The organism is Nitrosomonas sp. (assembly GCF_040240425.1).
In the GTDB taxonomy this organism is placed as follows: domain Bacteria; phylum Pseudomonadota; class Gammaproteobacteria; order Burkholderiales; family Nitrosomonadaceae; genus Nitrosomonas.
Genome location: NZ_QPHG01000057.1, coordinates 1 through 12,551, shown reverse-complemented (window position 1 = coordinate 12,551; position 12,551 = coordinate 1). Strand labels below are relative to the sequence as shown.

The 12,551-nt window shown below is 45.3% G+C and carries 9 protein-coding genes and 1 tRNA gene; all 10 read left to right on the top strand.

What is annotated here, in order from left to right; translation table 11 throughout:
- The coding region (locus DU481_RS14765) for an EF-Tu C-terminal domain-related protein (protein WP_502889978.1) at nucleotides 1–172 on the top strand (172 nt) is incomplete at its 5' end.
- A 73-nt stretch (nucleotides 173–245) separates the two neighbouring features.
- Nucleotides 246–321, top strand: a tRNA-Trp gene (locus tag DU481_RS14760).
- Nucleotides 322–464: 143 nt separating this feature from the next.
- Nucleotides 465–809: a preprotein translocase subunit SecE gene (secE, locus tag DU481_RS14755; protein WP_350135746.1), complete on the top strand. Its 345-nt coding sequence runs from the start codon at nucleotides 465–467 to the stop codon at nucleotides 807–809.
- A 21-nt stretch (nucleotides 810–830) separates the two neighbouring features.
- Nucleotides 831–1,364, top strand: a complete 534-nt coding sequence (nusG, locus tag DU481_RS14750) for a transcription termination/antitermination protein NusG (RefSeq protein WP_350135744.1) — start codon at nucleotides 831–833, stop codon at nucleotides 1,362–1,364.
- 121 nt (nucleotides 1,365–1,485) lie between these two features.
- Complete coding sequence (rplK, locus tag DU481_RS14745) at nucleotides 1,486–1,917, top strand: 50S ribosomal protein L11 (protein WP_090322720.1); 432 nt, start codon at nucleotides 1,486–1,488, stop codon at nucleotides 1,915–1,917.
- Nucleotide 1,918: 1 nt separating this feature from the next.
- Nucleotides 1,919–2,611, top strand: a complete 693-nt coding sequence (gene rplA / locus DU481_RS14740) for a 50S ribosomal protein L1 (protein ID WP_121165770.1) — start codon at nucleotides 1,919–1,921, stop codon at nucleotides 2,609–2,611.
- A 302-nt stretch (nucleotides 2,612–2,913) separates the two neighbouring features.
- Nucleotides 2,914–3,429, top strand: coding sequence for a 50S ribosomal protein L10 (gene rplJ / locus DU481_RS14735; RefSeq protein ID WP_350135742.1), 516 nt, complete (start codon nucleotides 2,914–2,916; stop codon nucleotides 3,427–3,429).
- Between the two features lie 51 nt (nucleotides 3,430–3,480).
- Nucleotides 3,481–3,864 carry a 50S ribosomal protein L7/L12 gene (gene rplL / locus DU481_RS14730; protein WP_090322730.1) on the top strand — a complete coding sequence of 128 codons (384 nt, stop codon included), beginning with the start codon at nucleotides 3,481–3,483 and terminating at the stop codon, nucleotides 3,862–3,864.
- A gap of 153 nt (nucleotides 3,865–4,017) precedes the next feature.
- Nucleotides 4,018–8,091, top strand: a complete 4,074-nt coding sequence (gene rpoB, locus DU481_RS14725; protein WP_350135740.1) for a DNA-directed RNA polymerase subunit beta — start codon at nucleotides 4,018–4,020, stop codon at nucleotides 8,089–8,091.
- Nucleotides 8,092–8,190: 99 nt separating this feature from the next.
- Complete coding sequence (gene rpoC / locus DU481_RS14720) at nucleotides 8,191–12,393, top strand: DNA-directed RNA polymerase subunit beta' (protein ID WP_350135738.1); 4,203 nt, start codon at nucleotides 8,191–8,193, stop codon at nucleotides 12,391–12,393.
- The last annotated feature ends 158 nt before the right edge of the window (nucleotides 12,394–12,551 follow it).

Below are 12,551 nucleotides of genomic sequence, written 5' to 3'. Positions count from 1 at the left end.
CACGGGGGCGATTGAATTACCCGCGGGCACGGAAATGGTGATGCCTGGGGATAACGTATCGGTGACGGTAAATCTGATAGCACCGATTGCGATGGAAGACGGATTGCGATTTGCGATTCGAGAAGGCGGGCGCACGGTTGGCGCCGGTGTCGTCGCAAAAATTATTGAGTAAGTTAGTTGTTATAATGAAAGCACGATAGTAATTGTTTTTTTGTGGTTTTAGCTTCATATACATCTCAGTTAAAAGGCCAGTAGCTCAATTGGCAGAGCGTCGGTCTCCAAAACCGAAGGTTGGGGGTTCGATGCCCTCCTGGCCTGCCATATAACTGATATGCTTTGATAAAAATTAAATGAATGTTAGTTGGTGGATGGCGGTTCTGATTGTGGTAATAAAATGAGCTTTCAGCTCTGTAGCGCAATCGAATGTTTTTTCACAATTGCAAGGAAAAAAGGGTTCAATAGACGTGAATAAATTGAAGCTTGGGCTTGTATTTGTATTTATTATTGCTGGTGTAGCAGGTTTCATTTATTTAAATGAGAGCGCCATGGTTGTGCGCATATTGTCTATCCTGGCAGGATTTTTGTTGGCAGCAGTCACTGCAAGATTTACAACCCAAGGGCAGGAATTTTATGTGTTTTGCAGAGAATCCTCTGAAGAAGCGAAGAAAGTAGTTTGGCCTAGCCGCAAGGAAACACTGCAAACATCGGGTGTGGTGTTTGCTTTTGTCATTGCCATGGCACTGTTTTTATGGTTGATTGATGCTGGGTTGATGTCACTTGTAAAAGTTATGATGAATCCGGATGCTTGATCACGTCTCTCAGAGGAAAGAATGGGTATGAAATGGTATGTGGTTCACGCTTATTCGGGTTATGAGAAAAGTGTACAGCGCGCATTAAAGGATCGTATTGAGCGAGCTGGTATGCAAGATAAATTTGGTCAAATTCTAGTGCCGGTTGAAGAGGTGATAGAAATGAAAAACGGCCAAAAAAATATCAGTGAGCGTAAATTTTTTCCGGGGTATGTGCTCGTAGAAATGGAGATGTCCGATGATTCATGGCATCTGGTTAAGAATACTGAAAAAGTGACAGGCTTTGTCGGTGGTTCCGCTATGAAGCCTACACCGATAAGTCAGAAGGAAGTCGATAATATACTCCATCAAATTCAAGAGGGTGTTGAGAAACCAAAACCAAAAATTCTATTTGAAATTGGTGAAGCAGTTCGGGTTAAGGAAGGGCCATTTACAGATTTTCATGGCAACGTGGAAGATGTCAATTACGACAAAAGCAAACTCAGAGTCTCGGTTTCCATATTCGGACGCCCAACACCTGTTGAGTTGGACTTCAATCAAGTAGAGAAATCCTAGTAGGATAGTTATTATTTTCAGAATTCAAAATAAATTGAATTAAAGTTATTTAGGTGTTTTTTTATTGTTTATCACCGGGGAGAGCGCGTAGTCGTTCGATTGCACCCATCAGGAGGATGTAGTGGCAAAGAAGATTATTGGTTATATTAAGTTGCAAGTGCCTGCCGGAAAAGCTAATCCAAGTCCGCCTATTGGGCCGGCGCTAGGTCAGCGGCAGTTAAATATTATGGAGTTCTGTAAAGCGTTTAACGCGGCTACCCAGAAATTGGAGCCAGGCTTGCCTGTCCCCGTTATCATTACTGCTTATGCTGATAAAAGTTTTACGTTTGTAATGAAAACAACACCAGCATCGGTCTTAATTAAAAAGGCTGCAGGTGTCGGAAAGGGAAGCGCTAGGCCGCATTTAGACAAAGTAGGCAAATTAAGCCGTAGTCAAGCCGAAGAGATTGCCAAAACAAAAATGCCGGATTTGACGGCGGCAGATTTGGATGCTGCTGTACGTACGATTGCTGGAAGTGCAAGAAGTATGGGCATAGAAGTGGAGGGTATATAAAATGGCACGTTCATCGAAGCGCTATCAGGCTATTGCAAGTAAAGTGGACCGAAACAAGGTGTATCAAATTGACGAGGCATTGGGATTCGTTAAAGAAGCTGCAACAGCAAAGTTTGATGAATCTATTGATATTGCAGTCAATTTGGGTATTGATGCGAAGAAATCCGATCAAGCTGTGCGCGGCTCGGTAGTTTTGCCCGCAGGTACAGGAAAAACGGTTCGTGTTGCGGTATTTGCGCAAGGCGATAAAGCAAAAGAAGCCCAAGAAGCGGGAGCAGACATTGTTGGTTTTGACGACTTGGCTGCTGAAATTAAAGCTGGGAATATCAACTTTGATGTTGCTATCGCAAGTCCAGATGCGATGCGGGTCGTGGGTCAATTAGGTCAAATTCTCGGACCGCGTAGCTTAATGCCCAATCCAAAGGTGGGTACCGTGACTGCGGATATTGCCGGTGCAGTTAAGAATGCGAAAGCTGGGCAGGTACAATTTAGAGCGGATAAAACCGGCATCATTCACTGCACAATTGGCCGTGCGTCATTTGGTGTGGATGCATTAAAACAAAATCTGAAGGCATTAATTGAAGCACTGAATAAATCCAAACCGGCTTCGTCAAAAGGCATTTATCTAAGAAAAGTGTCCGTTTCAAGTACTATGGGCATTGGTATACGGGTAGATCAAACGAGCATAACGTAACAAAAGAACTTTGGGCCTTCAAATACAATTTGTATTTGAAGATTATCAAAGACCGTTGGGGTGTACTGAAGGTGAGTGAAAAACTTTCTGGATTTAACTGGATGACACTTAAACTTTCAACTATGCAGAAAAAATATTGGAATTTTGGGTTTTTTTCTGCGATGTCCTGAGAACCCAGCGTAGATGGTGAACCCAGACAGGAGTTTTGTTTTTCCTGGTTTAAGGTCACCAGTGTGTAGTGTTCGAGGATGAAAAATTTATTCATGAATCGAATGCTATTTTTAACTGATGGAGAGTGAACCTTGAGTCTTAATCTTGATGAGAAAAAAGCAATAGTAGCTGAAGTGAGCGCTCAAGTAGCTAACGCTCAAGCGATTATTATTGCAGAGTATCGAGGGATGGAAGTTGGTCAAATGACGCGACTGAGAGCGAAAACTCGCGAGTCAGGAGTTTATTTTCATGTCATAAAAAATTCATTGGTTCGTCGTGCTGTCGCAGATACGCCTTATGCAGGATTAGCCAAGCATATGGTTGGTCCGCTTGCTTATGGCATCAGTACCGATCCGGTAGCAGCAGCGAAAGTGTTGCATGAGTTTTCTAGAGACAATGAAAAATTCGTAATCAAAGTGGGTGCGATCGGCGAACAAGTGATATCACGTGATGAGATTACTGCACTCGCAGTATTGCCAAGTCGTGATGAATTGCTGGCAAGATTGTTGGGAACAATGCAGGCACCTATCGCCAAGTTTGTACAAACATTGAATGAAGTACCTGCTCGTTTTGTACGTGGCTTAGCCATGGTACGAGATAGTAAATAGCGTTCTTCAGGCTTCCTTAATACATAAACAGAAAATAACCAGGAGAAAATAATGGCTGTAACGAAAGATGAGATATTAGAAGCAATTGCCAGCATGACCGTACTCGAATTATCACAATTGATTAAAGAGATGGAAGATAAATTCGGTGTATCTGCAGTTGCAACAGCTGCTGTTGCTGTTGCCGCACCGGGTGGTGGAGGCGCTGCTCCTGCTGCTGCGGAGCAAACTGAGTTTAACGTTATTCTCACATCTGCTGGCGAAAGTAAAGTAAATGTGATCAAAGTGGTAAGAGCTGTAACCGGACTCGGTTTGAAAGAAGCAAAAGACTTGGTTGATGGTGCACCGAAACCAGTTAAGGAAGGTGTATCCAAAGAAGACGCTGCTGCAATTCAGAAACAGCTGGTAGAAGCTGGCGCTACTTGCGAAGTTAAGTAATAAAAATTATAAATTTTCCAGGCTGGTAGGCTATTGTAGCCGCCAGCCTTTGATATTTAGACCATTTGATGTGTCATTTTGGGCATTCGAACAATTGATAGTTATCTGGCCTCAGTCCTTCAATCCTCTGTCTTCTTCTCTCGGAGAAAATTCATGAGCTATTCGTTCACAGAGAAAAAACGTATCCGCAAAAGTTTTGCCAAACGTGCGAGCGTATTGCCTATACCGTTTCTTCTTGCTACTCAGCTCGAATCATACGCAGCTTTTTTACAGGAAAATGTCGCGCCCAATAAGCGCCAAAACCAGGGATTACAAGCTGCCTTTAATTCAATATTCCCAATCGAGAGTCATACTAAAAATGCGCGTCTTGATTTTATCAGCTATGAACTCGGAGCACCGGTATTCGATGTCAAGGAGTGTCAGCAACGCGGGCTAACCTATGCATCGCCATTACGTGCCAGAGTAAGACTGACGATTATGGATAAGGAAATATCCAAACCGACTGTCAAGGAAGTGAAGGAACAAGAAGTCTATATGGGTGAAATACCTCTAATGACCGATACTGGTTCTTTTGTTATCAATGGCACTGAGCGAGTAATTGTGTCACAACTGCATCGCTCACCTGGCGTGTTTTTCGAGCATGATCGCGGTAAAACCCATTCTTCGGGAAAATTATTATTTTCTGCACGGATTATTCCTTATCGAGGATCGTGGCTGGATTTTGAGTTTGATCCGAAGGATTGCCTGTTTTTCAGGATTGATCGCCGCCGCAAAATGCCTGTGACAACATTGCTAAAGGCAATCGGTTGCACTTCCGAACAGATACTGCAAGAGTTTTTCATTTTTGATTGTTTTCATTTCTCAGACAAAGGTATTCAATTTGAACTCGTGCCCGAACGCTTGCGTGGCGAGGTAGCGAGTTTTGACATTACGGCTAAAGGCAAGAAAGTAATAGTTCAGAAGGATAAGCGCATTACCGCCAAACACATACGTGAAATGCAAGAAGCTAACATCGATCAATTGGATGTGCCGGAAGATTTCTTATTAGGACGGATACTGGCGCAGAATATTGTTGATAAGGAAACAGGCGAAGTTGTCGCGCTTGCCAACGATGAGATTACCGAAGATACATTGGCTAAAATCCGTAAAGCCAACATCAAAAAAATTCATACACTGTATGTAAACGATCTTAATTATGGCGCTTATATCTCACAAACGCTGAGGATCGATGAAACGACCGATGAAATGAATGCGCAGGTTGCGATCTACCGCATGATGCGCCCGGGTGAGCCGCCGACGGAGGAAGCTGTTAAGGCATTGTTCGCCGGTTTATTCTATTCGCCCGAACGCTATGATTTATCCGTTGTCGGTCGAATGAAATTTAATCGCAGAGTAGGCAGAACCGAATTGACGGGTGCTCAGACACTATCGAATGACGATATTATCGCGGTTATCAAAATTCTGGTCGAATTGCGCAATGGCCGTGGTGAGATCGATGATATCGATCATCTTGGTAATCGCCGTGTACGTGCGGTCGGTGAGCTGGCGGAAAATCAATTTCGATCAGGACTGGTGCGTGTAGAACGTGCAGTGAAGGAACGATTAAGTCAGGCCGAATCCGAGAATCTGATGCCGCACGATTTGATTAATGCGAAACCCGTTTCAGCAGCGGCTCGTGAATTCTTTGGCTCCAGTCAATTATCACAATTCATGGATCAAACGAATCCGTTATCTGAAATTACGCATAAACGACGCATTTCAGCTTTGGGGCCGGGTGGATTAACACGGGAAAGAGCCGGTTTTGAAGTGCGTGACGTACATCCCACGCATTATGGCCGAGTATGCCCGATTGAAACACCGGAAGGACCTAATATCGGTCTGATCAATTCGCTGGCATTGTATGCGCGAACCAATGAGTATGGCTTTATTGAAACGCCTTATAGCAAAGTAAAAGATTGCCGGGTGACGGAAGAAATAGATTACCTGTCCGCGATTGAAGAGGGTAATTATATGATTGCGCAGGCTAACGCTGAGCTTGATGAAAATCATCAGCTAATCAGCGATATTGTGTCCTGTCGCTACAAAAACGAGTTTGCATTATCGTCGCCGGAACGTATCGAATACGTGGATGTGGCGCCGGCGCAGATTGTCTCCGTAGCTGCTTCGCTCATACCATTTTTAGAGCATGATGATGCGAACCGTGCGCTGATGGGATCGAACATGCAGCGTCAAGCCGTTCCCTGTTTGCGTGCTGAAAAGCCATTTGTCGGTACGGGGATAGAGCGCGTCGTGGCAGTGCATTCAGGAACTACTGTGCGAGCCAAGCGTGGCGGTATTGTGGATTATATCGATGCGAGCCGGATAGTTGTGCGGGTGCATGACGCAGAAACGCGCATGGGTGAAGTGGGTGTGGATATTTATAATCTGATCAAATACACCCGCTCGAACCAGAATACCAATATTAATCAGAGGCCTCTGGTTAAAGTTGGAGACAATATTAGTAAAGACGACGTGATAGCCGATGGCGCTTCTACCGACATGGGGGAACTTGCTCTTGGACAAAATATGCTGGTGGCATTTATGCCCTGGAATGGCTATAACTTTGAAGACTCGATTCTGATATCCGAACGGATCGTTGCGGAAGATCGCTTCACCTCGATACACATTGAAGAGCTTTCCGTTGTGAGCCGGGACACCAAGCTGGGTACGGAAGAGATAACGGCTGATATTCCCAATTTATCGGAACATCAATTGGGTCGCCTTGATGAATCGGGCATTGTTTATATCGGTGCGGAAGTAGAAGCCGGTGACGTATTGGTTGGGAAAGTTACACCTAAAGGTGAAACGCAGCTGACACCGGAAGAAAAATTATTGCGGGCAATTTTTGGCGAAAAAGCATCGGATGTAAAAGATACTTCGCTACGGGTACCATCGGGCATATCTGGAACCGTCATCGACGTGCAAGTGTTTACGCGAGAAGGAATCGAACGTGACAAACGCGCGCAAAAAATTATCGATGATGAACTTGATCGTTATAAAAAGGATCTGGCCGATCAGTTGCGTATTGTGGAAGAAGATGCATTTCAACGTATTGAGCGCTTGCTGATTGGTAAGATCGCAACTGGCGGTCCTCATAAGCTAGTCAAAGGTAAAGAGATTACGGCTGAATATTTGCATAGCTTTGATCCACATTATTGGTTTGATATCCGTCTGGCCGATGAAGATGCGAGCATACAATTGGAGCAGGTGCGCGAAAGTATGGCGCAAAAGCGCAAAGCATTCGATGCGGCATTTGATGAGAAAAAGAAAAAACTCACACAGGGAGATGAACTGGCTCCCGGTGTGCAAAAAATGGTTAAGATTTATATTGCGATTAAACGGCGATTGCAGCCGGGCGATAAGATGGCGGGACGGCATGGTAACAAGGGTGTGATCTCGAAGATCGTACCATTGGAAGACATGCCTTATATGGCGGATGGAACGCCAGTCGATGTCGTATTGAATCCGCTGGGTGTGCCTTCCCGGATGAACGTGGGGCAGATTCTTGAAGTTCATTTGGGTTGGGCAGCAAAAGGATTGGGCAGAAAAATCGATGAGATGCTGCAAGCTCAACAGAATGTGAATGAGATCAGAGAATTTCTGAATAAGATTTATAACGGGAGCGGTAAAAAAGAAGATATTGCTTCATTATCGGATAGTGAAATCTTATCGTTAGCCGAAAATCTGACCGAAGGCGTTCCGTTTGCAACGCCAGTATTTGACGGAGCAACCGAGCATGAGATTAAAGATATGCTAGAACTTGCTGGTTTACCGCAATCAGGCCAGATCACTTTATACGATGGCCGGACGGGAGAAGCTTTCGACCGGTCAGTAACGGTTGGTTATATGCATGTTCTGAAACTGCATCACTTGGTGGATGATAAGATGCATGCGCGTTCAACCGGTCCTTATAGTTTGGTGACGCAGCAACCATTGGGCGGAAAAGCGCAATTTGGCGGACAACGTTTTGGTGAGATGGAGGTTTGGGCGCTGGAAGCGTATGGCGCAGCCTATACCTTACAGGAAATGTTGACTGTGAAATCCGATGACGTGACCGGGCGTACTAAAGTATATGAAAGTATTGTGAAGGGTGATCATAAGATTGATGCCGGCATGCCGGAATCATTTAATGTACTGGTAAAAGAAATACGTTCATTGGGAATGGATATCGATTTAGAACAGTATTGATTATTCATAACCTTGCATGGCCGAATACGATTCTATTCTGCCATTTATACTTTAGATTTATACAATTTTTTATTGCCCCCTGATTGACAGGAGTGACAAATGAAAGCACTGCTAGATTTATTTAAACAAGTTACTCACAAAGAAGAGTTCGATGCCATCAAAATTGGCCTTGCATCTCCTGAGAAAATACGCTCATGGTCGTATGGTGAGGTAAAAAAACCGGAAACGATTAATTACCGTACTTTCAAACCGGAAAGAGACGGTTTGTTCTGCGCCAAAATTTTTGGCCCGGTGAAGGATTATGAGTGCTTGTGTGGCAAGTACAAGCGTCTGAAACACCGTGGTGTTATTTGTGAGAAGTGTGGTGTTGAAGTTACTTTATCCAAGGTGCGTCGCGAGCGCATGGGGCATATCGAACTTGCTTCTCCGGTTTCGCATATCTGGTTTCTCAAATCGCTACCGTCTCGTCTCGGTATGGTGCTGGATATGACCTTACGCGATATTGAACGGGTGCTTTATTTTGAAGCTTACGTAGTTACCGATCCGGGGATGACGCCGTTAACGCGCTGTCAGCTTTTGACGGAAGATGATTATTTAATCAAAACAGAAGAGTATGGCGATGATTTCAGTGCCAGCATGGGTGCTGAAGGCATTCGCGATTTATTGGGTAACTTGGATATCACTGCAGAGATTGAAGTCCTCCGGCGTGAGATGGAAAGCACAGGATCCGAGACAAAAATCAAGAAAATCTCTAAGCGCCTCAAACTACTCGAGGCATTCAATAAGTCCGGTATTAAGCCACAGTGGATGATATTAACGGTGCTGCCGGTACTGCCGCCTGATCTTCGTCCATTGGTACCCTTGGATGGCGGACGTTTTGCAACCTCTGATTTGAATGATCTGTATCGGCGTGTCATCAATCGTAATAATCGTCTAAAGCGCCTGCTAGAACTGAAAGCACCCGAGATTATCGTTCGTAATGAAAAGCGGATGCTGCAAGAAGCGGTTGATTCGTTACTGGATAATGGCCGCCGTGGTAAGGCGATGACGGGTGCGAATAAACGCGCGCTCAAATCCTTGGCCGATATGATCAAGGGTAAAGGCGGTCGTTTCCGTCAGAATCTGCTGGGCAAACGTGTGGACTATTCCGGACGTTCAGTGATTGTGGTTGGACCACAGCTCAAGCTGCATCAATGCGGATTACCGAAGAAGATGGCGCTCGAGCTGTTTAAACCATTTATTTTCAATAAGCTGGAGATAATGGGAATTGCAAGCACTATAAAAGCCGCTAAGCGTGAGGTCGAAAATGAAAGCCCGGTAGTCTGGGATATATTAGAGGATGTCATTCGCGAGCATCCAGTCATGCTGAACCGGGCACCAACGCTGCATCGATTGGGCATTCAGGCGTTTGAGCCGGTACTGGTTGAAGGCAAGGCAATTCAACTGCACCCGCTGGTATGTGCAGCTTTTAATGCTGACTTTGACGGTGACCAAATGGCTGTTCACGTGCCGCTTTCTTTAGAAGCGCAAATGGAATGCCGCACTTTGATGATGTCAACCAATAATGTGTTGTCACCTGCCAATGGCGAGCCGATTATCGTGCCGTCGCAGGATATAGTGCTCGGACTTTACTATACAACGCGGGAAAAGGTTGGGGCGCGAGGCGAGGGCATGATATTTCAGAATGTAGGCGAGGTTTCGCGCGCTTATGAAACCCGTAATGTCGAGTTGAATGCCAAAATTACAGTGAGAATCAAGGAGTATGAGACAAACGCCGATGGAGAGCGCTGTGAAAAGATTACTCGGTATGAAACAACTGTGGGAAGAACCTTATTATTTGAGATTTTTCCGCCGAGCTTACCTTTCTCACTACTGAACAAAACTCTTAAAAAGAAAGAGATCTCGAAGCTTATTAATGCGAGCTTCAGACGTTGCGGGTTACGCGAAACGGTTATCTTTGCAGATAAACTGATGTATTCGGGCTTCACGTATGCGACACGCGCAGGGATATCAATTTGCGCGGATGATATGCTGATCCCAACGCAGAAGGGCGATATCATTGCTGCAGCGGAAAAAGAAGTGAAAGAAATTGAAGGCCAATATACTTCAGGTCTTGTGACGCAAGGCGAACGCTATAACAAAGTGGTCGATATCTGGGGACGTGCGGGTGATCAGGTCGCCAAGGCGATGATGAATCAACTCGGCGTGGAAGCAGTGCAAGATCCGGCTACGGGTAATGACAAATTGGGTGAAGATGGTAAGCCATTGGTGCAAGAATCGTTCAATTCGATCTATATGATGGCGGATTCCGGCGCGCGCGGCTCGGCAGCACAAATACGGCAGCTCTCGGGTATGCGTGGATTGATGGCGAAACCGGATGGATCGATTATTGAAACTCCGATTACCGCCAATTTCCGTGAAGGGCTGAATGTTTTGCAGTACTTCATTTCGACGCATGGTGCTCGTAAAGGTCTGGCGGATACTGCGTTAAAAACTGCAAACTCGGGTTATTTGACGCGGCGTTTGGTCGATGTGACGCAAGATCTTGTAGTTACAGAAGAAGATTGCGGTACCGGTAACGGTGTAGTGGTGAAGGCTCTGGTGGAAGGTGGCGAAATTATTGAGGCGCTCCGCGAACGGATTCTTGGAAGAGTTGTAGCAATTGATTTAATTAATTCCGAAAATCAGGAAGTCGTATTTGCCTCCGGCGCATTATTGGATGAAGACGCTGTTGATTTAATCGAATCCTTGGGTATTGATGAAGTTAAAGTACGCACGCCATTGACTTGTGAGACTCGGTACGGACTATGCGCTAAATGTTATGGCCGGGATTTGGGGCGTGGCACGCCGGTCAACGTAGGCGAAGCTGTGGGTGTCATCGCCGCGCAATCGATTGGCGAACCGGGCACGCAATTGACAATGCGTACGTTCCATATCGGCGGCGCAGCATCCAGAACAGCCGTTGTCAGTCAGGTTGAGAGTAAATCAAGCGGTGTAGTGCATTACTCTTCTACAATGCGTTACGTAACGAATGCACAAAATGAATTAATCGCCATCTCGCGCAGTGGTGAAATCATCATTCAAGATGAAAATGGTCGCGAGCGTGAAAGGCATAAAGCATCGTATGGTGCGACATTGATGGTACGGAATGGTGAAGCGGTAAAAGCCGGTCAAATATTGACCACATGGGATCCGCATACACGGCCAATTATCACTGAATATACCGGTAAAGTACGATTTGAGAATGTCGAAGAGGGTGTAACGGTTGCCAAACAGATCGATGAAGTGACCGGATTGTCGACATTAGTGGTCATTGATCCGAAACGCCGCGGGGTTTCGCAATCAAAAGGTTTGCGTCCATTAGTTAAATTCCTCGATGATGATGGTAATGAAATCAAGATGGTTGGCAGCAATCAGTCTGTGAGCATTACCTTCCAGATCGGTTGTATTATTACAGTGCGTGACGGACAGCAGGTGAGTGTTGGCGAAGTACTGGCAAGAATTCCTCAGGAAACATCGAAAACGCGTGATATTACCGGTGGTTTGCCACGTGTGGCTGAGCTATTTGAAGCACGATCGCCAAAAGATGCCGGCATGTTAGCTGAAGTAACAGGCATCGTGTCGTTCGGGAAAGATACCAAAGGTAAACAGCGGCTTGTCATTACCGATCTAGAAGGCACCGTTCATGAATATCTAATTCCAAAAGATAAGCATGTGATGGCGCATGACGGTCAAGTTGTTAATAAAGGCGAAATTATCGTTGATGGTCCAGCTGATCCTCGTGACATATTACGTTTACAGGGTGTTGAAGCACTGGCGCGTTATATTACCGATGAAGTTCAGGATGTATACCGGTTGCAAGGCGTTAGGATTAATGACAAGCATATTGAAGTCATTGTGCGTCAGATGTTAAGACGAGTGCAAATTACTAATGCCGGTGATTCCACGTTTATTACCGGTGAGCAAGTCGAACGCGCCGATCTATTGATAGAGAATGAACGGTTGATCGCTGAGAAAAAAATGCCTGCTACGTATGAATTCCAACTGCTTGGTATTACAAAAGCATCATTGTCTACCGACTCATTCATTTCAGCGGCATCTTTCCAAGAAACAACGCGCGTGTTGACCGAAGCTGCCATCATGGGTAAAAAAGATGATTTGCGTGGTTTGAAGGAAAATGTGATCGTAGGAAGACTAGTTCCAGCAGGGACGGGATTATCTTTTCACAGCAAACGCAAAAATCAAGGGAGAATATCCGAGTTAGGTTTGGAATCAAGCATTTCAATCGATAGCACAGTCTAGAAAATAGAAATTTAATACTCGATCATCTACAGTCCCCTTGACAGTGATGAGGTGACTAAGTAGTCTAGGGGAGGCTACCTGCCTGTGTTTTGGGAAGCTGTGCGGGCAGAGGGAACCGGATGGATTGAGGAAGTAAAAGCTCTGGGTGCTGGATGTAT

Coding starts and splice junctions, on each gene's coding strand:
- nusG (WP_350135744.1), top strand. CDS start 831: ATGGGTATGAAATGGTATGTGGTTCACGCTTATTCGGGTTATGAGAAA.
- rplA (WP_121165770.1), top strand. CDS start 1,919: ATGGCACGTTCATCGAAGCGCTATCAGGCTATTGCAAGTAAAGTGGAC.
- rplL (WP_090322730.1), top strand. CDS start 3,481: ATGGCTGTAACGAAAGATGAGATATTAGAAGCAATTGCCAGCATGACC.
- rpoB (WP_350135740.1), top strand. CDS start 4,018: ATGAGCTATTCGTTCACAGAGAAAAAACGTATCCGCAAAAGTTTTGCC.
- rpoC (WP_350135738.1), top strand. CDS start 8,191: ATGAAAGCACTGCTAGATTTATTTAAACAAGTTACTCACAAAGAAGAG.